Source organism: Gardnerella bretellae, assembly GCF_048545135.1.
Classification (GTDB): domain Bacteria; phylum Actinomycetota; class Actinomycetes; order Actinomycetales; family Bifidobacteriaceae; genus Bifidobacterium; species Bifidobacterium greenwoodii.
Genome location: NZ_JBKQXU010000002.1, coordinates 292,719 through 316,170, shown reverse-complemented (window position 1 = coordinate 316,170; position 23,452 = coordinate 292,719). Strand labels below are relative to the sequence as shown.

Genomic DNA, 23,452 nt, shown 5'->3' with positions numbered 1-23,452 from the left:
AAACTCGCGTTGGAAGTCCACTGGACTTCCAACTTAAGCGAGTTTCCGCTCCGAGTTGCCTTCGCGCGCTACGCTTTAAGCGCTCAGGAAGGTCGTCGCGCCACCTACCCAATCTTCGTAAAAAGCGGCTTCACATTCGCCCAAATCCTGCGCGCAATACCAGGATGATTCATGGTATACAAGTGAATGCCATCCACTCCTTCAGCAATTAAATCGTTAATCTGCTGGGATGCAAAAATGCTACCAGCATCGCGCAAGCACTCAGCGTTACTACCCCAGCGATCCATCATTGCGGAAACTTGCGAAGTAATGCGCGAAGAGCAAAGACTTGTCATGCGCTGCACTTGCGAAGCATTCGCCACAGGCATCACGCCAGCCTCAATCGGCACGTTAATGCCGGCCGCACGAGCTAAATCACGGAAGCGCAAAAAATCCTCGTTATCGTAAAAAAGTTTCGAAATTAAGTGAGTTACACCCGCGTCAACTTTGCGCTTAAGATTCTCAATATCCGCCTGCAAACTTTCCGCTTCCGGATGCTTCTCCGGGTAGCAAGCGCCAAGAATAGGCAAATCCGGGCGCTTGGAACGAATGTAAGAAACTAAGTCACTAGCGTGCTCAAAAACGCCGGACGCTTCCTGGCCTGCAATCACGTCGCCACGCAAAGCTAAAACGCCGGAAACGCCAGCATTGCTAAACATTTCCAAAGCTTCATCAACAGCATCGTAATCAAGGTAGCGAGCTGTTAAATGAGCAACCGCATCAATGCCATATTCGGAGCGAATCGTATGCGCAATACGCGCAGTAGCAGTACGATCCTGCAGCTTTCCAGTGCCGTAAGTAACAGAAATAAAATCCGGGTCAAGACCCTTCAAGCCATCTAAAGTATCGTAAATTGTACCAATAGGAGATGTGCGCTTAGGTGGAAAAACTTCCAGCGAAAACTTTGGTTTATAAGTCACAACTCACCCCCTGCTCGGCTGATTGATTAGCTTGTTATCTTGCAATTCTTCCCTAACCTCGCTAGCTGCAGCAACAAGATTCTCCAAGCTCGGCCAAGTTTCAGCGTCGCCTCGAGTTTTAAGACCGCAATCCGGGTTAATCCAAAGCTTCTCGGCAGGCATCTTGCGCAAAATCTCGTGAATACGCTCCACAAGCTCCGCCTTACCAGGCACGCGCGGAGAATGAATGTCGTAAACGCCAGGGCCAGCCTCAGTCTCAAAATGCGCGTCGTGAATAGCGTCGAGCACAACCAAGTCGCCGCGAGAAGCTTCAAAAGAAATCACATCCGCATCCATAGCATCAATGTCACGAATAATGTCATTAAACTCCGAATAGCACATATGCGTGTGAATTTGCGTAGTCGCAGCAACTGCAGAATGAACCAAGCGGAAAGCAGCAATCGCCCAATCCAAATACTTCTTATGCCAATCAGAGCGACGAAGCGGCAACTTTTCGCGCAAAGCAGCCTCATCAATCTGAATCACGCGAATACCAGCGCGCTCCAAATCCAACACTTCATCGCGAATAGCAAGAGCCAACTGCTGAGTCTGCTGCTCGTGAGTAATATCCTCGCGAGGCCAAGACCAGTTAAGAATCGTCACAGGGCCAGTAAGCATGCCCTTAACAATATGCTTAGTGCAGCTTTGAGCGTAAGCGCTCCATTCAACAGTAATAGCAGACTCGCGAGAAACATCCGACCACACGATTGGAGGCTTCACGCAGCGCGTACCATAAGACTGCACCCAAGCGTTCTTCGTAAACTTAAAGCCGCGCAAATGCTGGCCGAAATATTCAACCATGTCGTTGCGCTCAAACTCGCCGTGAACAAGCACATCCAAGCCAATCTGCTCCTGATGCTCAATGCACTTGGCAATGCGATCGCGCATAAACTCGTCGTAAGCCTCGCGCGAAATCTCACCCTTACGAAGAGCAGCGCGAGAGTTACGAATATCCTTAGTTTGCGGGAAGGAACCAATAGTAGTCGTTGGCAAATCCGGCAAGCCCAACGCTTCCTTTTGCAAACGCTGACGCTCAGCCCTTTCCGGCAGTCGCACAAAATCAGAATCTTTAAGATTCGAAAGACGATTAGCAACAGAAGCATCAGCCTTAACGCGCGAACCGTCAAACAAAGCCTGATTTTTAGCCAAAACACTACTTGATTTGCGGCTTTCGTCACTTTCTGCAGCAAGATTTGCAATATCGCGAATCTCCTGCAACTTTTCAACAGCAAAAGCAAAATGCTGCAAAACGTCCGCGCCCAAAGCATCCTCACCAACAGTGCTAAAAGGCACGTGAAGAAGCGAGCAAGCAGAAGAAACAGCCACGCGATCCGTAACATTCTCACGCAAAGCGTCAATAAGCCCAAGGCTCACAGCATAATCGTTACGCCAAATATTGCGGCCGTTCACAACGCCTGCAAAAAGCGTAGTCTTATCATTCACACCATAGCGCTCAATGGCAGCAAGATTTTCTTCCTTGCCTTCCACCAAATCAACACCAACACCGTCAAAACCAAGATTATTCACAGTTTCGTAGGCGTCAGCAATATTGCCAAAATACGTGTTAAGAAGAATCTTAACTTCCGCGCTCCTAGCATCAAGCAAAGGCTTATACAAAGCTTCAAAAAGCTCCAAATCGCCTTCCTCTTTATCCAAAGCCAAATAAGGCTCATCAAATTGCAACCAAGTTGCGTGAAGCTCGCCAAAACGCTTAACAATACTCGCATAAGCAAAAGCCAGAGCCGAAATCACAGACTCAGTTACTTCCAACTCCTGAGCTTCAGGCGTACGAGCCAACTTCAAAAAAGTGTACGGGCCAATCAACACAGGCTTCGTTTCCAAACCCTGCGCGCGAGCCTCCAAAAACTCGTCAAAAGGCTTAGTTCCAGACAAATGCAAGCCTTCCGGATTCTCAACTTCCGGCACAATATAATGGTAGTTCGTAGTAAACCACTTCTTCATCGGCAACGCCGTCACATCGCCGCGCTCACCCTGGTAGCCGCGCGCAATAGCAAAAAGCGTATCCTCAGCATGCTCAAAATTCAATTTACGATAACGCTCCGGCACAGCGCCAAGCAAAATAGCCGTATCAAGCATTTGATCATAGTAGCTAAAATCGTTACTTGGGATTAAATCAATTCCGGCTTCCGCCTGCAAACGCCAATGCTTAGCGCGCAAAGACTGAGCAACTTCACGCACTTCATCCAAAGAAGCATCCTGCTTCCAATAACGTTCAATAATCTTCTTCAATTCACGATCAGCGCCAATTCGCGGAAAACCCGACACCGAAGTAAAAACCGTAGACATACGTCCTCCAAAAAATTTCTTTTCGACTCACATTTACATTTGTTTCTTTCGACTCGCTTTAGCCTAGCAAAGAAATGAGCGATTGTGGTCATTAAAGAACTTGGGGTGTCGTTATAAGCTTAATTTATATGCTTAATTTCGTGTGAACTAACCAGTTGTGAGCAATGGAAATTGCTTGTCTCGCAGCCTTGATTAACGTGGCGCGAGTTTTAGGGGATTTCTCTCCTCGCACGTCCCGTCCTTCGGGCGCTCTGGCTGTTAAAGACGTTTAGTGTGTTCGCCTTTCTTAAAGAATGTAGCTTCTCAGTCCTCTTTTAGTGCTCGTAAAGAAATCCCCCAAACTCTGCATGCTAATTCGTTAATAACCGTGCCAATCGCAGAGATTTTTCGATTTTTCTTCTTCGCTCGACGAATCAGCAGCCTTCGGCTCTGACGTTCGCCTCGCTCAGTGCGAAAAATCTCAAATCTCACCACACTGGCATTCGTACACTAAAGTCACGAAATTAAGCTACGGGTAGGTGCGCGGTAGGTAGGAGTGCCTGGTGTAGTGTGTGCAGCAGCGCTAATGATAGTGTTCCCTGAACAACAGGAATCAGCGTATACAACGTTAGGCGAAGGATTTGGGGGTTAGGATTGCGAGGGCCGTAGCGCCGCGCAAGCCGCAAGTTGCAAACGGTCGATCGGAAGCAAGCACCACAATCGACGCATTAGCAAGCCCCAAACGCATCGCCCCAAGCACATCCGGATCCGAATCCGGCGAAGAAAGCCACTGCGCAGCCATAGACATCGTTGGCTCATGCCCAACAATCATCGTTGTATGAACATCGCCTCGAACCGCCTGCAACTCATCCATAACCGACTGCATACCACCATCGTAAAGACTTTTGCGCGACTCAACCACAGGCGCATCACCAAAACGCTTCAACATTCGCTTCAAAGTTTGCTCAGTGCGATTCGCGCTAGAACACACAATATAATCCGGCACAAGCTTCAAAGACTCCAAGCCTTTTGCCATAATTTTCGCCTGCTTCAAGCCCTTATCTGTAAGGCCACGACCCCAGTCATCGCCCATTTCAGGCGCCTCAGCTTTAGCGTGACGCATCAGCAACAAAACGTACTTACTATGATGTGCTTTTTTCATAAGCTTTTTCATTGGTGATGCCATAATAATCTCCTACTTAGCTTGACTATGCTCTATTTCTTGCGATTGCACAGTTACTTGCGATTGTAAAGCTTGCGAATCTTGCGGCAATTGCGAAAGCTGCACGTCTAAATCTCGCAAAACTTTACGCAATTTACGATCCGAAATATCGCGCAAAGACAAGTCTTCCAACTGCTCCGCGCGCTCTTCGGCTGTCATATCGTCAATATCGCTCACAGTATCTTTAGTACCGTGCTCGCGCTTCTTCAAAGCACTAAAACCTTCAGCCATTGCGCGAGAAACAATCAAAAATCCAGTGTGACCAATCATCGCGTGATCCGGACGAACCGCCAAACCTTGCGCTTTCCAAGTGCGCTCCAAAGTTTCCTGAATTTCCGGCTCGGTCCACACGCCGCTTTCTCGCAAAGCTTCAGCCATTCGAGACATTTGCGTCGTAGTCGTCACGTACGCAACAAGCACGCCTCCAGGCACAATAACGCGATGCGCTTGTTCAAGGCGATTCCAAGGGTCAAGCATGTCTAGCATAATGCGATCCACACTGTGCGCGTCCAAAGTTTTTGCAACCGAATCAAAATCGCCAGTAAGTAAATTCCACCATTCTGGGCGCTTACCGTAGTACAAAGTTGCGTTGGACTCGGCAATGCGCGCAAAATCCGGGCGAAGCTCAATAGTAGTAAGCTTTCCGCACTCCCCAACTGCGTCCAAAAGGCTTAAGCTCATAGCACCAGAACCAGCACCCGACTCCAAAACGCGCATTCCGGAGCGAATATCTCCTAAAGCAATCACTTGCGCAATATCTTTAGGATACATAATTTGCGCACCCCTAGGCATAGAAAGCACGTAGTCAACCATGCGCGGTCGCATAGCAACATAATCCCAGCCGCCAATAGCGCGAGCAGCTTTCCAAGGTTTGTTGGACGATTTAGACGGATCAACAATAGTTTGCTGAGATTCGCGCTTCGCACTAACAGTAGTAATTACAACGCCTTCGCTTTGACCAATCACGTCATCGTGACAAATAAGACCGTGCTCAGTTTGCGTAACACCGCCTGAAACAAGTTGTGCAGTAATTCGCTTACCTTTACGATCGGTGAATTGAATCTTTTCACCTACTCGCAACACTCCACTACGCGAATTAACTGACTGCACAAAACACCTCACTTATTTTTAGAGCACGACTTTTTAGAGCGCGATTTTTATCACGACTTTTTAGCGCAACTTTTATTATTTCTACTATTATAAACTTACCGTTGTAAGCGGCATAGCAGAATCGATTGCAAAATCAGGCGCGGAAGGACGAACTCCTGCTTCCACCAAATTCACGCCAAGCATTGCAACCATTGCACCGTTATCCGTGCAAAGCTTAAGCTCCGGCAAACGCACTTCAATTCCATGCTCTTTGCCACAAGCCAACAAATGCTCGCGAAGCTGCGAATTAGCGGAGAATCCGCCACCAATCATAAGCGTTTTAGAACCGTACTGCTCACAGCCCATCATAGCTTTGCGCGAAAGCACTTCCGCCACAGAATTCGCCAAAGAAGCGCACACGTCGTCAACTGGAATTTCAAGACCCTGAGCTTCACGTGCCTCCACCCAACGAGCAACAGCAGTTTTTACGCCCGAGAAGCTGAAATCGTACGGATGCTCCTTGCCAGAACGACCTTGCGTTAAGCCTTGCGGCACTTTCAAAGTATCCGGATTGCCAAGCCTTCCATGCCTATCAATATGAGGACCACCCGGGTATGGGAATCCAAGAAGGCGCGCAACTTTGTCGAAGCACTCGCCTGCAGCATCGTCCAAAGTTGTGCCAACAACGTCAATACTTCTAGCAATATCGTTCACGTGAAGAAGCGAAGTGTGACCGCCGGAAACAATTAAAGCAAGCACATCTTCCGGCACATCACCAAATTGCAACTGCGTTACTGCAATATGCCCGATTACGTGGTTAATACCATAAATTGGCTTATTTGCAGCCCAAGCCAAGGCTTTAGCTCCAGAAACTCCCACAGCTAAGCAGCCAGCTAAACCAGGGCCTGCACTTACTGCAATCGCGTCAACATCGCTTAAATCCATGTTTGCGTCTGCTAAAGCTTTAGAAACAACCGGTACAAAAGCTTCAGCGTGCGCGCGAGAAGCAATTTCTGGAATTACGCCACCGTAGCGCGCATGCTCTTGCATTGAAGATGCCACCACATTTGACACCAGCGTGCGTCCGCGCACAATAGCTGCGGCTGTTTCGTCGCAAGTTGATTCAATTCCTAGTACGATTGCTTCGCTCATTTTATTCCTCTGTTACATTATTTTTTGTAGAAAGTTTGTTATTTTCGCTTAAATCAGCGCACATCGTGTACGCATCCACGCCTTCCGGCTGATAGTATCTTTTTCGCAAACCCATTTTCGTAAAACCAAAGCGATTATACAGCGCGAGCGCAGGAACATTGTCAACTCGCACTTCCAGCAGCATTCGTTTAGCACCAATTTGTTTTGCTGTTTTAATCATGGTTAATAAAAGCTTAGAGGCTACGCCTTTTCGTTGATATTGCTTGGCAACGCCAATTGTCATTATTTGCGCATCATCGCCGTCAAACCAGTAGCCAGCATACCCGCATAATGTATGCGTATTTTCGTCAATTTCTGCATAATACGCGCGCATAGGAGCTTGCAATTCCTGCGAAATCATGCTCTCGTTCCACGAGCCTTTGCCGAACAAGTCGGCTTCAATTGGCGCTATTTTTTGCGCTAACTCATCGCACGTAAAATCGCATTTCGACACTATATTGCAACCTTCGGCTACTGCTGGAAATTTAGAATGCGTTATATCGACAATCATAATTACTCAAATCGTTAAAACGCTTCTATTTTTCTTTTGCCTTATTCGCTTCGCCAGATCCCAGCACATGCTTAAGCGGATTTGGCACAGACACGTCCGGACGGCGCAAATAAAGCGGTTCAACAGCTTTTACATGCTCGTCTTTATTTGCACATTCCAAAGAGCACTGCTCGAAAATTTGCAAGCCTTGCACACCCAAATCAAGCGCGCAAACTTCCGCAATAACGCCAACGTGAGCAATATTTCGCCAATCTTCAACATACTTTTTAGCACCATGGCCGAGCACATCAACGCAATAATTTTCGTTAGTTTCGCTTGCTAAATACTCGTTTACGCGAGACACAACATTTTGCGGATAGTCAATATCCATATTGATTAAAGCATTTCCTTCATCGTCATACAAAGACATGTACACTTGACGACGACGAGCATCGTTTAGCGAAAGTACGAAGTGGCGAATATTAGAATCGCAAGAATCAGCAGAATCCGGAATATTTAGCAGCAAATCCTTGCAAATAACGCCATTTTTGCGCGCTTCTTCAAACGCTCCAGAGCGCATCATCAAACTTTGAGGAAGAAGACTATCACACCCCAAAATTTCAGCATTATTGGCGAACGCGATTGCTTTCGCAGCAACTAATCCTGCGCGAAGACCAGTAAAAGGAGCAGGACCTACTCCCACAACCACACGATCAATATCCGAAGCCTTAAGCCCCGCATTTTCCACAACTTTCGCAATATTTACTTGCAAACGCTCCACGTGAGTGCGAGAGTCGGTTTCAACAATCGGCTCATTGCCCACAATTCCAACAGTAGAACCAAATGATGTGTCAATAATCAGCGCATTACTCATGTTTATTCCTCGAAGTCATGTACCTGACTAGCTTACTCGCTTACCACAACTTGCTTTATTTATTGCGATATTTACTGTAATATTTTCTGCTATATTTTCCGCGTATTTCTTGATTACAATTTTGCAAGTCTACTAAGCCAATCCTTGCCAACAGCTTTCAAAGTTACTATTCGCTCGCCATCGCTAGTAAAATCATCTACTTGCGAAGAATCAATAGGCCTTGCAATATGAACTTCTAAGCGCTCACTTGCCAGCACTCCAGCCATTTGCTCACCCCACTCCATAAGCACAACAGTGCCATCTCCCGGCTCTTCTAAAGCTTCATCAAGACCCAAAGATTCAAGCTCGTCAAGCAAACGCGAAACAGTATCTTGACCCGGAGCGAAATTCTCACCACCCAAACGGTAAGCGTCAACGTGAATTAGCGTCGCCGGCTTACCATCCGCAAAAGTGCCGTGCAATTCGCGCGCAATCGTAAAAGTTGGAGACACAATCGGCTCACTAATTGAAAGACCCGCGCCAAAACCTTGAGCAAACGTTGTTTTACCAGCCCCAAGAGGACCAGAAAGCAGCAAAACGTCTCCTTCTTTAACCAGTTTTGCCACAGATTTACCAAGTTCGCGCATATTAGTATCCGTAGGCACAGTACGAACTTTTTGCTGTTCTAACACCGTTTCTTCTTTCATACTTAACACAATCTTTCACACAATATTTTTAATTTACGATTTTTAATTTAAGATTTCTAATTTACGATTTCTAATTTACGATTTCTAATTTACGCTTTTTAATTTCCTTTAGACGAAATTATCATAATGCACTTTTCAAGCGCATAATTAGCATCGCTAGATCCGCCTTTGCACTGCTCATCCGCCCAGGCTAAAGCTTGTAAACTTTTAGAAACTCCAGCACTACTCCAGCCTGCAAGCTGACGCATTGCCATTTTAAGCGCCCACGGATTTGCTTTCGCTTCCGCACTAGAAATTGTGCCGTTACGGACCGCCATTGCGAGCGCAATTAAACGAACTTTTGAAGCCAAAGCGCCGATTAACGCTATAGGGTCAACTCCTTGCGCAACTGCAGTTCTTGCAGAAAGAACCGCAGAGCCTAAGTGACCTGTAACAGCCTTGTCTGCAACGAAAAAGCCTGTAACTTGCGGATCTGCAATAAGATAGCGGTCAACAATATTAAGAGTTATTGGATTATCGTCATAGTCGAAGCATAATTGCGAGCACAATGCTGCAAGCTCGCCTGTTTTTCCACCCAAAACCGCCACAAGTCGTTGCGCAGCTTGCGGCTCAACGCTTCGATTGTGACGATCAAATATGCTCATAACAAAGTTGAGTTTTGCATCGTCTTTTTTAAGATCCGGCACTGTGATTGTTTGAGCACCAGCTTTTGTAAGACGCGTAACAATAGATTTTCCTTTAAGACCACCTTCATGGCGAGCAATAACCCAGCTTAAAGAAGATTCGTCAAAATTATTTTCGTTATTTTGCGCTTGTTGGCAGAATTTTTCAATCGCTTCTACTAAAGACTCATCCGCACTTTGCAAATCGTTAATAATAACAATTGTGCCATCGCCAAAAAGCGAAGGACCAACAGCTTCGTCAAACGCGTACTTATCTGCGGATGAAGCGTCAAGCTCAATAATTTCAGCATCCGGAGCATTCTTCTGTATTTTTTCTCGCAAAGTTCTAGCATTAAGATTGTTTAAGTAATCATCCCCGCCAACTACAAGAGTCACCGGCATAATACGTTGTGCGCGATTATTACTTGCTGCCATAATGCTCCTTAAACAAACTAACTTTAACCATCATAATATTCCTCTCGAATATGCGCGCGTACTTAGCACTACTCGAAGATTTGCGCGGCTTCACTTATGGTTCGCTTTGCAGAAGATGCCCATAATTGTCCGATTATACTTATGCGCTGAACGCAATAACGATTGTTAAAACTGCGAAAAACAAGCATAAAAACAGCAAATATCGCAACTTCTGCACATGCCATCATCCATGCTCCAGCAGCACCCTTCATCCAAGTAAACACGCCAAAAGATACTTCATCACACCAATACGCACACTTTTCCATAAAACTTGTTCCAATTGATGAAACTCTCGCAAAAACAAGCGATGCCCCAGCATTAAAACTCGCGCAAACAAGCGAAATTAAGCCGAATACTGTTGCCCAATCCATAAAAGGCGCAATTATTAGATTTGCCGGCACAGACATAAAAGAAACTTCCGGCTGCATAAGAATTTGCACTGGCATCGTCCACAATTGTGCAGCCAAAGTTATTGCGAGCGCCGAAGCGATAAAATGCGGCACATATTGCGAAAATGTTTTAGACATTGGCACTCCCATAACAATAATTCCCAAAGTTGCTGCAGAAGAAAGCGCAAAAGCATAGTCCCAAGCGTACGAAGGGTTTACTAGTAACACTCCAATAACAGTCCAACTTAGCGCGCTTGCCGACTGGTATGGGCGCTTGCAGCACCACGCAACCGCGGATATTATTCCCATAATCAGCGCCCTAAGTACAGATGCTGAAGGGTAAACTATTGCGGCTAAAGAAATCTGCAACGCAATTTGTATTGAAGAAGTAGCCCAACGCGGAAGTAGTAAATATGAGCAGCATCTGTAAATAATCATGCTAAGTAGCAAAAAGTGGCCTCCTGAAACAGCCATAACGTGCATAATTCCAGCATGCTGAAAATGCTGACGAGTCATAGTTGAATAAGTTGCGTCTATTGGATTTAGCGAATTTGTTGCTTCCGTTGGCACATACTCTTGCCCCAACATTCCAATAGTTACTCCCGGAACCAACATTCTTCCTTGAGTATCAAGGTTATTCGTTACTTCATAAAATGATTTCCACAAGCTACTAGCAGAGTTTTGCCAAAAGTTTGAGCCTTGTATAATCTGCACGTTTTGTTGCGTTTTTTGCACATGCAATTCAGGCTTATTGTCAAAACGCGAAGATTTTAAGCTAACAGGCACTCTAATACGCATACCGTAACTAATATTCCTACAAACTGGATTGTATGCGTAGAGCCTAGCATTAACGTAACTTTGAGTGTTTGCAAATTTGTAGACGCGCACATTAGCTTGACAATCTCCATTAAAACTTTTCGACGCTCTAAAAGGAGTCAACACTCTAACTTCCGCCTCTGCAATACGAGTATTCAAAGTAGATTTATAGTTAGAATAATGAATTTTAGTAAGGTTTTCTGCACGTATTTCTTGCATAATAACGTCTTTTGAAAGCACACATTGACCAAAGTATGAAATCATGCATGCTGCTAAAGAAACGTACGCTACTGCTTGAATAGTTCTGCTCCAATCATTGCATTTACGACGCAGAAAAAATGCTACTAGAAAAGCGAAGGAAAATCCTATTATTGCAACTATTCCTGCGTGGATTACTCGCATTTGGCTCAACCATTTTCCTATTAGGCATCCAGCCCAGTAAGCTGTAGCAACAGGAATCATTCTAAAATCTCGACTTCCAGAAACGTTTTCTACTTTTTCTCGCATAATTCACCTATTTAACTTCAACATTTCCGCGGAATTTATTCAAAGTTTTAGGACCAATGCCCTTTATTTGCAGCAAATCTTCCAAACTGTTAAAACCGCCAACTCGTTTTCTATGAGCAATAATGCGCGCAGCTGTTTTTGGTCCGATTCCTTTTAAGCTTTGCAGTTGATCCACTGTTGCAGTGTTAATATTTATGCGAAAAGTATCACTCTTATTAGAAGCAGATTTGCTTTTTCTACTTTTCCTACTTCTTCTGCTTTGACCGTTTCGACCGTTTTCAGAGCTTTCGCTACTTTCGATACTTTCGTCACTTTCGCTACTTTCGCCACTTTCACTACTTTCGATACCGTAGTCAGATTCACCATTTTTGTTATTTTTCTTAGAATTACTATCTTCTAAATCGTCAAAAGAATGCTTTGAATAATCCGCATTGTCTTCTATTTTTTGCAATGATTCAGACTTACTATTTTGCACGCGCTGATACGTTAACGACTGCGAAATAAGCATGGTAAGACTCGCACACAATGCAACAACCAGCACAAACATAATTGCCAAAGTATGAACAGGTTTCATATGAAAGCTTGCGGAAGATTTGTTGCTTTTTAGCGCGGAGTTAAAAGAATTAAAGTTATTTTTAATATTATTTTCGATATTATTTTCGCTAAAAGCGTCGTTAGAAAATTCAGACAAAGACGAAGCGATTCGCCTATGCGGCAAGTAAGTTTTAGGCTCAGGAACCTTGCTCCCCGGCTCGTAGTATTCCATGACATCCCCCAATTAACGCAATTCTTGCTAATACTATTGAACAAATAGCAAGTATGCGCAAGAAAAATACGCGCCTGTGGTTAAAACCTTTAACATCGAAAAAAAAATGCTGTAAAGCACGAAGGAACGCTTACGCGCAAAGCGCGCTCGCTACGAAACTCGCGTTGGAAGTCCACTGGACTTCCAACTTAAGCGAGTTTCCGCTCCGAGTTGCTTTCGCGCGCTACGCTCTAAGCGCGAAAGCAGGTCGTCGCGCCTGTGGTTAAAACCTTTAACATTCTCTACTGTTCAAAGAACACTAAAATTAAAGCTCTGCTGACACCACACTAAACACAAAAACCACAAACTACCCCGCAGCTTAATTGTGTGACTTTAGTTGCACTTAGTAAACCACGCACTTTACGTAACTTTCTGCACGAGTCTATGAGTTTTGTGTTGACGGTTAGCGTGTTGAGAGGCTGGAAAAATTGTGTTCAGTGCTAAAAGAGGACTGAGGAAGCAACATTGTTAAACGATAGGCGAACACAATAGAATGCTTTAACAGTTAAGGCGACGAAGGACGGGACGCACGCAAACACAAATTTTCCAGCCTCGTCAAAACCAAAAAACTAAATCAGTTACAAAACTCATAGACGAAACCCAAGAATAACAAAAAATGCTGTAAAGCGCGAAAGCAGGCCGTCGCGCAATACAGCATTAATTAAGCCGAATCTTACCTCTCGTCAGGCACAATAGACACAATCTTCGGAGCCTTAACAATCACCTTGCGCGGAGCCTTACCACCCAAGCGATCAGCTACAGCTTCCAAAGCGAGCTTTTCAAGCTCAGAAGCGTCAATATTTGGATCAACTTCAAGCTTTGCTCGAACCTTGCCCTTGATTTGCACAACGGCAGTAACAGTATCCTCACCAACGTAGCGAGAATCCACAACAGGCCAATCTGCGTGAGCAATAGACTTATCATGCCCAAGCTTGCTCCACATTTCTTCGCAAATATGCGGCGCAATTGGAGCCAGCATAAGAATTAGTGGCTCAACAGCTGCTCGTGGCACGTGAGGAAGCGAAGTCAAGTGGTTGTTCAACACAATCAGCTTAGCGATTGCAGTATTTGGACGCATTGCTTCCATTTCCACAGTCACTTCTGCAATTGTATTGTTAAGAAGCTTCAGCGTTTTATCGTCCAAAGCGTCGTCTGTTACAACACAAGCTCCGGTTTCTTCGTTTACTACGTTACGCCACAAGCGCTGAAGGAAGCGCATTCCACCAACAACGTTACGCGTGTTCCAAGGGCGAGACTCAGAAAGCGGACCCATGCTCATTTCGTACAGGCGGAACGTATCTGCACCGTAGTTTTCGTACATGTAGTCCGGGGTCACAATATTCTTCAAGCTCTTGCCCATTTTACCGAACTCACGGTTCACACTTTCGCCATGCCATGTAAACGTTGGTTCACCAGCGCCGTTTGAAGCGCCTTCTTCAACCTCGTCGGCAGGAACGTACTGTCCGCGCTCATCCGTGTATGCGTAAGCTTGAATCATACCCTGGTTAAACAGGCGGTGGAATGGCTCAGCAGAATCCACATAACCCAAGTCGTAAAGCGCTTTATGCCAGAACCTGGAGTAAAGCAAGTGCAAAACTGCGTGCTCTACGCCACCAACGTAAAGGTCAACGCCGCCAGAAACATGCTCTTTGCCTGGACGGTTCGTTCCCATCCAGTAGTCGTATTCGTCGCTGTCAACCATGTGCTCAGCGTCGTTTGGATCCAAGTAGCGCATGTAGTACCAGCAGGAACCAGCCCAGTTTGGCATAGTGTTGGTGTCACGATAGTAGGTTTTTACGCCGTCGCCAAGGTCGAGCTGAACTTTTACCCAATCATCGTTTCGGCTCAAAGGTGCTTCAGGCTCCGAATTTGCGTCGTCTGGAGCGTAAGTTTTTGGCTGATAGTCTGGAACGTCCGGCAATGCAATCGGAAGCTCACTATCTGGCACTAGGTGAGCTACACCATCCTCGTCGTAAACGATTGGGAATGGCTCACCCCAGTAGCGCTGGCGAGAGAACAGCCAGTCGCGAAGTCGGTAAGAAACCCTACCTTTTCCTACGCCTGCAGCTTCAAGCCACGTCGTCACCTTTTTAATAGCTTCATCCACGCGCAAACCGTTAATAGACAAAGCGTCACCAAGCTTGTGCGTATGCTCTACAGAAGAGTTGATAACAATTCCGTCGTGTGACACGAATGGAGCTTTACCTTCGTAATCTGCCAACTTTTCTTCGGAATCAGGCAAAGGCTCAACAGTGTAAATTACTGGCAAACCGAAGGCTTTTGCAAAATCGTAGTCGCGCTGGTCTCCGCCAGGAACTGCCATAATTGCTCCCGTGCCGTAATCCATAAGCACGTAGTCTGCAGTAAAGAGCGGAAGTTTTGCTCCAGTTACAGGATTGATTGCGTAAAGACCAGTAAACAAGCCGGTTTTAGCGCCCGCGTCTTCCGTGCGATCTTTTGCAGTTTTTGCGCGAGCTTGAGCTTGATACTCTGCCAAGCCTTCTTTAAGACTTGCGTAGCCGCCCTTCCAGCTTTCTGGAACGCTAGCCTCCCACGCTTCTGGAACATGCTCAAGAATTGGGTGATCTACGGAAACAACCGCAAATGTTGTGCCAAAAAGCGTGTCTGGACGAGTAGTGTACACTTCCAAATCGCGCGTTTCGCCGTCTGCACATGGCACTTCAAAGTGCACGGAAGCACCGTGAGATTCGCCTATCCAGTTTCGCTGCATAAGCTTAACTTTTTCTGGCCAATCAATAGTGTTCAAATCTTCTACCAAACGGTGTCCGTAAGCTGTAATTCGCATGGACCATTGACGAAGATTGCGCTGGAATACTGGGAAGTTTCCGCGCTCAGACTTACCTTCTGCAGTAACTTCCTCGTTTGCAAGCACAGTTCCCAAACCTGGGCACCAGTTCACAGGAGACTTAGAAATATAAGCAATACGGAAGTCGTTCAACACATCCGCTTGCTCTACCTTGTTAAGCTCTTCCCACTTTTTGCCTGCAAAACCAGGAATTTCACGCTTACCGCTCTTAAACTCGTCAACAAGTTCGCAAATTGGTCGAGCAGAACCCTTTCCGCCGTCTTTGCGAACAAAATCAGGGTCGTACCAAGCGTCATAAAGCTTGGAGAAAATCCATTGCGTCCAACGCACATAATTCGTGTCAATCGTTGCAAAAGACCTACGATCATCAAAGCTCAAGCCCATGCGATGCAGCTGCCTGCGCATATTGGCAATATTTGCCTCGGTAGTAATGCGCGGATGCTGACCAGTTTGCACAGCATACTGTTCAGCCGGCAAACCAAAAGCGTCGTAACCCATTGCGTGAAGAACATTCTCACCCTTCATGCGATGGTAGCGGCTTACAACATCCGTTGCCAAGTATCCAAGAGGATGCCCAACGTGCAAGCCTTTACCGGAAGGATACGGGAACATGTCCATTGCAAAGAAAGAAGGACGACCGTCAGCATTCCTGCCTTCGCCATCCTTCAAATTGCCCTTAACATTAGCAGCCCAGAACGTGCCCTGCTCGTCCCAGGTTTTTTGCCAGCGCTGCTCAATATCTTGTGCGAGCTGCGCGTTGTAACGAAAAGCTGGCTCAGCAATAGTAGCTTTATTGTCAGCTGTTGCATACTGTTGATCGTTGTCGTTCATACCCTAGGACTATAGCGTCTTATGCAGTCATTATGCAACACTTTTTACAAGTTTTATTGATATTTTATTGAGAAAATATGTAGTTTTAACGTAAGTTTTCCTAATACGCGCACAAAATTAAGATTTTATGCTTATTTTGCAAAATAAATCATTACAATAGTAAATAAACTTTTTAAACGAATAAATATTAGAAAATTAGGTAAAATTCAATAAAACTATAAATATTAAAGAGGTTGTGAATTGAAAGTACAAAAAAATACGTTACTACTTATTGCTTGCTTAGTTTGGGGCGCTGCTGGTTTTAATATTCTTAAGATTGGCTTGTTAGCTTACCAGAATTATTTGCAACCGCTGAATTACGCTTTGTCACTAGTTGTTTTTGCAATATTCCAATTCCTGATTTTTGGAAAACTCGTTAAAAAGCATACTCAAAGAATCCTCGCATACAAAGAAAAACAATTTTTCCTCAAATTCTTTGACGTTAAATCTTTTATAATCATGGCTTTTATGATGACTTTTGGAATTGTTTTGCGCGCAACCAACATAGCTCCCGAACAGTTTATTGCAGTGTTTTACACCGGTTTGGGTTCTGCACTATTTTTAGCAGGATTGCTTTTTGGCTATCAGTTTGCAAAAACATTCTGCCCTGCATTTAAACACAGCTTGTCTGATTGTGCTAATACTTCAGTAAAATAGTGAGATTGGGAATAATTTAGTTTATTCGTAAAATATTTATTAAGTGTGTAACGATAAGCCGTATATGCATAAGCTGTATATGCTAGTACGTTAAGAAGGCTGCTATGGACAATAATGTGTATAAAAAAAGCAGATTATACGCACCTGAGCGTTTTTTTGAATGCGAAGGCAAGGGTTTGCAATGGTTGCAAGAAGCCCATAAGTTTGGCGGCCCTAGAGTTGCAAAAGTGTTTGATTGGGGAAACGACTACCTTAATATTGAGCGAATTGACACTGCTTCCCCAACTCCTTTAGCTGCTTTTGAGTTCGGTGCAGCTCTTGCACACATGCACGACTATGGTGCGAAATATTTTGGTCAAGCTCCTGCAGATTATGATGGAACATGCTATTTTGGGCCTTTAAGCGACCCTGTTAATATGCCAACTGGCGAGTGGAATAACGTTATTGACTACCTTGCGGATGGGCGTTTGCGTCCTATGGTTGAGCTTGGGATTGCTCGCGGAGAGCTTACTAAAAGCGATTTGGCTCTTACGAACGAAGTTATTGATGCGCTGCCTGATTTATTAGGAAAGACTGCGGAAGATAAGCCTGCGCGCGTTCACGGCGACTTGTGGAGTGGAAACGTTTTGTGGACTAAAAGCGAGGATGGAGAGCATACTGAGGCTGTGCTGATTGATCCTGCAGCCCACGGCGGGCACCGCGAAGAAGATTTAGCTATGCTTCACCTGTTTGGAATCAGCTATTTTAAGCAGATTTTGGACGGATACCAGTCTGTACATCCACTTAAGGCAGGTTTTGAGCAGCGCATGATTATTTGGCAGCTCTACCCTATTGCAGGCCACTGCGTATTCTTTGGCGGCGGATACGTAAGCGAGTATCGAGAAATGTGCAGAAGATTATTAAATAGCTGACTTTCAGCAGTGAACAAATAAAACATTTAAAGACTTAATCGTAAAAATTACGAAAGGCCATTAGTATGATTCGTTTGCGTGTAAGCACTTGGAAAAGAATTATAGTTGTGCTAACAGCACTAGTTTCAACACTATTTGTTGTTAGTGCATGCGGCACTACTTCTAAAACTTCTTCCAGTCCTAAAAACGTGCAGCAAACGTATCGCGGAAATGTTGTTATTTTCACCCCTTCAGATGGTTTAGCTTTAACAAGACACAAGCCACTAAGCACATGGGATCATCTTGTTCCAGAAATCGTTAAAGACTTAAAAAATAAGGGTTTTAACGATGATTCTATTACTACAAAAACTTCTTCTAGTCTTTCGCAGCAGAGTCAAGACGTGCAGGATTATGTTGTGAATTTGCTAACATCATTGCATTCGGAAAATCATAACAATAAAAATAAGCAAAATACTGGCAATTCAAACGAAAAAATTAAGAAGAAGCTGAGTAAAACCACTATTGTTATTGCTCCATGGACTAATAAAAATGGCAATAATAATTATGGGGATTACGCAACTTTACCTACATCAAACAAAACAGAAGACACAAAAAATAATCAGGGTCTTTTAGCAGGCAAAAACGATTCTGAAGACACAGACAAAAATATTCTTCTTTCTCAAAAGCGTTTAGCCTCATCTCTTCGACTTGCTCAAAAATCTGGAATGCACGTAGTTATGCTTTCGCGTTCAATTCCAGGATTTAAGCCAGATGTTCTTTTCCACCTTTCTGACGCTAGTAGCATTGGCGAAACTCAAGCAGAAACATTAGTTCAAAAACTTGCTCTCGACCGTGCTACTCGCGAAAATCCGCGCTATATTGAAGTTCTTTTGCCATGCCACAATCAGAAAAATATAAATTTGCACGCAAAAACTAATAGTGGCACAAACGGTCAAAACTCAAACGATTCAAACGGTTCAAACGATTCTGACTCAAATAATGCAGATTCTAACAGTGAAAACCAAAATTCTTCCTCAAATAATAATCAAGAATCTCAAAATAGTGGCGAAAATAGTTCAAAAGATAATGCAGATACCAGCTCCTCAACACAGTTAGAAGACGAGTTTGCAAAAGAAGCTTTTGCGGGAATGTGGAAAGTACTTAGACCATATTTCGCTTCTGGCACTCTGCTTAGCACTTCCGGAAAATTGCATGCAAATAGTAGCGAAAAAGACTGGATTAACGTTGCTTTTGACGCAGATAATTCGGATGCTGTAAAAACTGAGTTGAAGAATCGTATTACTAAAAACGATAATCTTCTAACTCCTTCACCAATGCATGTTGATGGCATTATTGCTCTTGACGATCAAGTTGCTTTGCAAGCTTCGCAAACTTTAAGCGATTTAGGCTACGAAGGAAGCGCTGCAGACATAAATCCTTCGTTTACTTTGCCGAATGTTATTGGAAACTTCATTGGTAAAAGAAATCTTATTAAGCGCCCTGTTCCTTCTCCTAAAAACAGCTCCAATAAGAACGCAAAAGACGCGCAAATTAGCAAGGAACAGTCCGAAGATGCTAACGATGCTGCTAACGCAAAAAAATGGCCTGCAATAACCGGCTACGGAGCATACAAGAATATTATGCCAAATATTGTAAGCGGCAAGCAGTGGATGACAACTATTGAGCATCAGGCACAGATTAGTAAAGATATTACAGAAATGTGCGATTCGTTAAATAGCACCGGAAATCTTTCTACAAAGATTGCAACAAAACAATCGACAATTGAGCCTGGAATTACGGTTCCAACTGTTTATGAACAGCTGATAGCAGTTAGTGCAACGAATTTGAAGGCTCGCCTAATAGACCCGGGCTACATTTCCCTAGCTGATGCAGGATTGTAAAGTTACGCTTAGTGCTTTCGAGGAGCGTAAATAACGCGCTCAATAAGCTCGTGGTAGCGCTCAACAACTGCCTGACGTTTAGCTTTTAAGCTTGGCGTAAGCAGACCATTATCTTGCGTAAAAGCGTCCGGCACTATTTCAAACTTACGAATAGACTCCGCTCTAGAAACAAGCAAATTAGCTTTAGTGACGGCACGCTCAACTTCTGCACGTACAATTCCGTTTACTGACGCTTCTTTAAGCGAGCGCACTTTGCACGCTCCTCTGGAAGCAAGCCAAGAATTTACTTCCGACAAATCAAGCGCAATAAGCGCCGCAACAAATGGCTTTCTGTCTCCAATAACAACCGCTTGAGAAACAATTGGAGAAGACATTAACGAAGCTTCTAACGCGTTTGGAGATAAATTCTTTCCGCCAGCCGTAATAATAAGATCTTTCTTTCTGCCGGTAATCCGCACAAAACCGTCATCATCTAAAGAACCAAAGTCACCCGTATGCAGCCAGCCGTTTACAATTTGTTGACGAGTAAGCTCCGGATTATTATGATACCCTTTGCATACTGCTGGACTTTTAATACACAGCTCACCATCATCCGCAATTGCAACAGACACGCCTTTTACCGGCAAACCAACAGTTCCAATACGGTATCCGGTTGTAGGATTCACCATAGCCGGAGCACAAGTTTCAGTCATTCCGTAACCTTCAAGCAAAGGCAAACCGATGCCGTTAAAGAAGTGCGCAATAGACATATCGAGAGGAGCGCCTCCGGAAATAGCGTACGAAACAGAACCGCCAAAGACTTGCAAAAGTGGCTTATAAACTAATTTTTTGCATAATGCGTGGCTTAAAGCAAGCATAGGCGGAACCATCGCTTTAGACTGCTGAGAATAAGACCATTGACGCGCAACTTTTGCCGCATAAGCAAAAACAAAACCTTTAACTCCCCTGCCGGCTTTTTGCGAAGCAGCGTTATAGATTTTTTCAAAAATACGAGGAACGCCAAGAATAAAAGTCGGCTTAAACGTTTGAAAATCAGACAAAACTGTTTTCAAATTGCTCGTTAAACCAAGAGTAACGTTTCCAGCAAAGCAGAAGAATTGCATAAATCTTGCGAACACGTGAGCAAGAGGCAAAAACAGCATTAAGCGAGGATTATCTTTTAATGCAATATCTGGCATAGAAACAACGCCTGACTTTGCAATAAAAGCAAAATTACTATGCGTAAGCTCAATTCCTTTAGGCTCGCCTGTTGAACCGGAAGTGTAGACAATTGTTGCTAAATCACTTCCGCAAACCGCGTGAACTCGCTCGTAAAACTCCGAATCAGTTACAGTTTTACCGTACTCAATAAAAGCATCAATCGCTCCACGGTTTATAACATAAACGTCGTGAAGAGTAGAGCAATCATCCTTAACAGCTTCTATTTTTGGAAGCATATCGGCAGACTCAACGAATATTGAGCAAACTTTAGAATCCTCAACAATATGCTGTATTTGAATAGATGAGCTAGTTTCATAAATTGGCACGGTTAAAGCGCCAATAGACATAATAGCCATGTCAAGAACCGTCCACTGCCATGAGGTATGCGCAATAATCGAAATAGAATCCCCCGGCATAACTCCGCGCGCAATAAAACCTTTAGCAACAGCAACTACCATATCTCGAAATTCTTTAGCAGAATAAGACTTCCACGAACCTAAAGAATCAACATACTCAATTAACGAATCATTCGCGCAGCGAGAAACTCGATCTTCTAGCAGAGAAAAAATATTAACATCTGTATCAATAGCTTCATCAAGTGGACGAGAATATTCTTGCATATGCGCTCCTGTGTTGCATAATCGATATTAATCTTTACTATACGCTGTTCACACCCTCACACTATGGCAATATCTACAAGATTGACGCAGATTTTGTTCAGTTTTCTACAAATATGAATATTAATTATGCTATTTAGTTGACTGGCTTAAGAACGATTTTTTTGCGAGCAGTCATACTTGCAGGGTTTACGTAAGTACGATTCTTTCGTTTTAGACCCCATTGCACGCAGCGATTTGCGCAATGATCCGACCCACCTTCAACATGAGCAAATTTTTGCCCCTGCTTTACAAACACTCCAACAGTAAGATTTGTTACCGCAGGCTCAAAAGTAGAAGTAAGCTCACCATGCCTAATTGTTACAACAGACTTTCGCGCAACTTTACCAACAAAACTAATAACACCATCTGCAGGAGCATAAAGAGGAGTTCCTTTTGAAGCTGCTAAATCCACACCGCGATGCCCAGCCATCCAAGGCTTAGGCGGCGGATTAAAAGCTTTTACAATACGAGGAGGCTTTACCGGCCACTTCATAGCAGATTTGCATGTTTCTTCACTATAAAAACTTTTAGCAAGAGCGCAGCTTTTACAGCATACGCCTAAAGATTTAGAAGCGTAGTATTTAGCAGGATTATTTTGCTGCATTTCGTATTGCGAAAACAGCGTATCTAATAAAATAACTGAGATTATAAAAATCCCCAAGCAGGCAGCTATTCGGCAATATAATTCATAATTTTTGCGAATACACATATATCCCCCATAAATATTTATAAAGCGACTTTTATAAAAGTTTTGCAGCTAATTTGCCAAAATCATAAGCTTTTAGCGCATTGTGGATAAAACATATGCTTATAATCACTATTTCGACACGCCAAAACACGCCATATTTGCATCTTCAAAAATTCCGTGTAATATAAATGTCTTGTGCGCGGCAGTAAGCCTGCACAAAATATTCCTGCGTAGCTCAGTTGGCAGAGCGTTCGACTGTTAATCGAATGGTCGCTGGTTCAAGCCCAGCCGCAGGAGCCATCAAGCCACTGGAAGTCCAGTGGCTTTTTTGTTTTTAAAAACACGAGAATACCCCGCGAATTGCTAATTAGGCTTAAGGCAACACCCTCAAATATCAACAAGATATACGCCTAACAAAGTGGCTAACTTAAAAGCTTTGTCGTAAAATAGATACAAATGTGTCATCAGAAGATACGCATTGGGCAATCATTAACAAACAGAGGAAAACAATGATTCAACACACCTCCGAAAGTGCCGATAAAGGCAAAAAGAAGAAGCTAATCATACTTATTGTAGGTATTGTTGTACTTGCATTAGCTCTTAGCGCGCTTGGCGCATTTTGGTATGTAAAACAAACTGAGCGCACAAAGGCTGCACGTAAACAGTGCGAAGTTAAAGTTGCCCAAGTTATGAAAGCTAAGAAAACGTGGGACACTTTAGTTAAAAACAGAATTCTTATTAAGCTTTCGGAAGATAAGTCTGAAAATGGCAAGAAGCTTGCGAAAATAATAAAAGAGACAACTCCTGAAGTTGTAAGCTGCACAGCAAACTCTCCAGAAGAGCTTGGAAGCCAAAGCGCTGAGGCTTTGGCAGCTTCTGAATGGTATGCGGTTAAAGCAAAAGAAATTAGAGCTTTAGCTGTTGAATTACTAAATAGCGCTGACACAAAAGCTGAAGACAAAGATAAGAAAGAAGAAAAGAAGGAAGAAAAGAAGGAAATACAGCGAACAACCAGCAATGTGATTAGGCGTGCGAACGTTATTCCTCAAAAGACGAAGCCAGCGCCTCAGAATAACAACAAGAAGAAAGACACTAAAAAGCCAGAATGCAAAGAAGGCGACAAGAACTGCAAGAAACCACAGCCAAAATGCAAGCCAGGCGACGAGAACTGCAAGGAACCACAGAAAGAATGCAAGCCAGGCGACGAAAACTGCAAGAAAACTAACCCACCTGCAACTAACCCACCTACAACCAACCCACCTACAACCAAC

18 protein-coding genes and 1 tRNA gene are annotated in these 23,452 nt (G+C 44.1%); 5 read left to right on the top strand and 14 right to left on the bottom strand.

What is annotated here, in order from left to right; all coding sequences use genetic code 11:
• Positions 1-104 precede the first annotated feature (104 nt).
• The 12 genes from metF to leuS form a co-directional block, all read right to left on the bottom strand.
• Entirely contained in the window at positions 105-959 is an 855-nt protein-coding gene (gene metF / locus ACJV7B_RS02710) for a methylenetetrahydrofolate reductase [NAD(P)H] (RefSeq protein WP_419388912.1), read from the bottom strand.
• Positions 960-962: 3 nt separating this feature from the next.
• Complete coding sequence (gene metE, locus ACJV7B_RS02705) at positions 963-3,305, bottom strand: 5-methyltetrahydropteroyltriglutamate--homocysteine S-methyltransferase (RefSeq protein WP_419388911.1); 2,343 nt, start codon at positions 3,303-3,305, stop codon at positions 963-965.
• 607 nt (positions 3,306-3,912) lie between these two features.
• Positions 3,913-4,470: a SixA phosphatase family protein gene (locus ACJV7B_RS02700; RefSeq protein ID WP_004127113.1), complete on the bottom strand. Its 558-nt coding sequence runs from the start codon at positions 4,468-4,470 to the stop codon at positions 3,913-3,915.
• Between the two features lie 9 nt (positions 4,471-4,479).
• Positions 4,480-5,616, bottom strand: a complete 1,137-nt coding sequence (locus tag ACJV7B_RS02695) for a tRNA (adenine-N1)-methyltransferase (protein ID WP_419388910.1) — start codon at positions 5,614-5,616, stop codon at positions 4,480-4,482.
• An 87-nt stretch (positions 5,617-5,703) separates the two neighbouring features.
• Positions 5,704-6,747, bottom strand: coding sequence for a tRNA (adenosine(37)-N6)-threonylcarbamoyltransferase complex transferase subunit TsaD (tsaD, locus tag ACJV7B_RS02690; RefSeq protein WP_004106430.1), 1,044 nt, complete (start codon positions 6,745-6,747; stop codon positions 5,704-5,706).
• A 1-nt stretch (position 6,748) separates the two neighbouring features.
• Positions 6,749-7,297 (bottom strand): ribosomal protein S18-alanine N-acetyltransferase, encoded by a 549-nt coding sequence (gene rimI, locus ACJV7B_RS02685; protein WP_419388909.1) that lies wholly within the window; start codon positions 7,295-7,297, stop codon positions 6,749-6,751.
• Between the two features lie 25 nt (positions 7,298-7,322).
• On the bottom strand, positions 7,323-8,150 hold the full coding sequence (gene tsaB / locus ACJV7B_RS02680) for a tRNA (adenosine(37)-N6)-threonylcarbamoyltransferase complex dimerization subunit type 1 TsaB (RefSeq protein WP_419388908.1): 828 nt from the start codon (positions 8,148-8,150) through the stop codon (positions 7,323-7,325).
• A gap of 113 nt (positions 8,151-8,263) precedes the next feature.
• Positions 8,264-8,836: a tRNA (adenosine(37)-N6)-threonylcarbamoyltransferase complex ATPase subunit type 1 TsaE gene (gene tsaE, locus ACJV7B_RS02675; protein ID WP_419388907.1), complete on the bottom strand. Its 573-nt coding sequence runs from the start codon at positions 8,834-8,836 to the stop codon at positions 8,264-8,266.
• Positions 8,837-8,934: 98 nt separating this feature from the next.
• Positions 8,935-9,933 (bottom strand): DNA polymerase III subunit delta, encoded by a 999-nt coding sequence (gene holA, locus ACJV7B_RS02670; protein ID WP_004137454.1) that lies wholly within the window; start codon positions 9,931-9,933, stop codon positions 8,935-8,937.
• 68 nt (positions 9,934-10,001) lie between these two features.
• Positions 10,002-11,684: a ComEC/Rec2 family competence protein gene (locus tag ACJV7B_RS02665; protein ID WP_419388906.1), complete on the bottom strand. Its 1,683-nt coding sequence runs from the start codon at positions 11,682-11,684 to the stop codon at positions 10,002-10,004.
• Between the two features lie 7 nt (positions 11,685-11,691).
• Entirely contained in the window at positions 11,692-12,450 is a 759-nt protein-coding gene (locus tag ACJV7B_RS02660) for a ComEA family DNA-binding protein (protein ID WP_419388905.1), read from the bottom strand.
• A gap of 712 nt (positions 12,451-13,162) precedes the next feature.
• The gene (gene leuS, locus ACJV7B_RS02655; RefSeq protein ID WP_419388904.1) at positions 13,163-16,147 is read right to left on the bottom strand and encodes a leucine--tRNA ligase; all 2,985 of its coding nucleotides are present in this window, start codon (positions 16,145-16,147) and stop codon (positions 13,163-13,165) included.
• A gap of 240 nt (positions 16,148-16,387) precedes the next feature.
• Here leuS and ACJV7B_RS02650 point away from each other — a divergent pair, with 240 nt between their 5' ends.
• From ACJV7B_RS02650 to ACJV7B_RS02640, 3 genes are all read left to right on the top strand, one after another.
• Positions 16,388-16,843, top strand: coding sequence for a hypothetical protein (locus ACJV7B_RS02650; RefSeq protein ID WP_004127064.1), 456 nt, complete (start codon positions 16,388-16,390; stop codon positions 16,841-16,843).
• Positions 16,844-16,947: 104 nt separating this feature from the next.
• A complete protein-coding gene (locus tag ACJV7B_RS02645) occupies positions 16,948-17,754 on the top strand; it encodes a fructosamine kinase family protein (protein WP_004127062.1) in 807 nt (268 codons plus the stop codon).
• A gap of 65 nt (positions 17,755-17,819) precedes the next feature.
• Positions 17,820-19,634 (top strand): substrate-binding domain-containing protein, encoded by a 1,815-nt coding sequence (locus ACJV7B_RS02640; RefSeq protein WP_419388903.1) that lies wholly within the window; start codon positions 17,820-17,822, stop codon positions 19,632-19,634.
• Between the two features lie 8 nt (positions 19,635-19,642).
• On the opposite strand, the gene ACJV7B_RS02635 is transcribed toward ACJV7B_RS02640, so the two are convergent.
• Both ACJV7B_RS02635 and ACJV7B_RS02630 read right to left on the bottom strand, forming a co-directional pair.
• Complete coding sequence (locus tag ACJV7B_RS02635; protein WP_419388902.1) at positions 19,643-21,454, bottom strand: AMP-dependent synthetase/ligase; 1,812 nt, start codon at positions 21,452-21,454, stop codon at positions 19,643-19,645.
• Positions 21,455-21,587: 133 nt separating this feature from the next.
• A complete protein-coding gene (locus ACJV7B_RS02630; RefSeq protein WP_004127056.1) occupies positions 21,588-22,202 on the bottom strand; it encodes a M23 family metallopeptidase in 615 nt (204 codons plus the stop codon).
• A 203-nt stretch (positions 22,203-22,405) separates the two neighbouring features.
• Between ACJV7B_RS02630 and ACJV7B_RS02625 the strand changes: the two genes are divergently transcribed.
• Positions 22,406-22,481: transfer RNA gene (locus ACJV7B_RS02625), tRNA-Asn, on the top strand.
• A gap of 209 nt (positions 22,482-22,690) precedes the next feature.
• A partial coding sequence (locus tag ACJV7B_RS02620; protein WP_419388901.1) for an ATPase occupies positions 22,691-23,452 on the top strand: 762 nt, incomplete at its 3' end.

Coding starts and splice junctions, on each gene's coding strand:
- ACJV7B_RS02660 (WP_419388905.1), bottom strand. CDS start 12,450: ATGGAATACTACGAGCCGGGGAGCAAGGTTCCTGAGCCTAAAACTTAC.
- ACJV7B_RS02630 (WP_004127056.1), bottom strand. CDS start 22,202: ATGTGTATTCGCAAAAATTATGAATTATATTGCCGAATAGCTGCCTGC.
- ACJV7B_RS02700 (WP_004127113.1), bottom strand. CDS start 4,470: ATGGCATCACCAATGAAAAAGCTTATGAAAAAAGCACATCATAGTAAG.
- ACJV7B_RS02640 (WP_419388903.1), top strand. CDS start 17,820: ATGATTCGTTTGCGTGTAAGCACTTGGAAAAGAATTATAGTTGTGCTA.
- tsaB (WP_419388908.1), bottom strand. CDS start 8,150: ATGAGTAATGCGCTGATTATTGACACATCATTTGGTTCTACTGTTGGA.
- ACJV7B_RS02635 (WP_419388902.1), bottom strand. CDS start 21,454: ATGCAAGAATATTCTCGTCCACTTGATGAAGCTATTGATACAGATGTT.
- leuS (WP_419388904.1), bottom strand. CDS start 16,147: ATGAACGACAACGATCAACAGTATGCAACAGCTGACAATAAAGCTACT.
- rimI (WP_419388909.1), bottom strand. CDS start 7,297: ATGATTGTCGATATAACGCATTCTAAATTTCCAGCAGTAGCCGAAGGT.
- tsaE (WP_419388907.1), bottom strand. CDS start 8,836: ATGAAAGAAGAAACGGTGTTAGAACAGCAAAAAGTTCGTACTGTGCCT.
- ACJV7B_RS02665 (WP_419388906.1), bottom strand. CDS start 11,684: ATGCGAGAAAAAGTAGAAAACGTTTCTGGAAGTCGAGATTTTAGAATG.
- ACJV7B_RS02645 (WP_004127062.1), top strand. CDS start 16,948: ATGGACAATAATGTGTATAAAAAAAGCAGATTATACGCACCTGAGCGT.
- holA (WP_004137454.1), bottom strand. CDS start 9,933: ATGGCAGCAAGTAATAATCGCGCACAACGTATTATGCCGGTGACTCTT.
- metE (WP_419388911.1), bottom strand. CDS start 3,305: ATGTCTACGGTTTTTACTTCGGTGTCGGGTTTTCCGCGAATTGGCGCT.
- tsaD (WP_004106430.1), bottom strand. CDS start 6,747: ATGAGCGAAGCAATCGTACTAGGAATTGAATCAACTTGCGACGAAACA.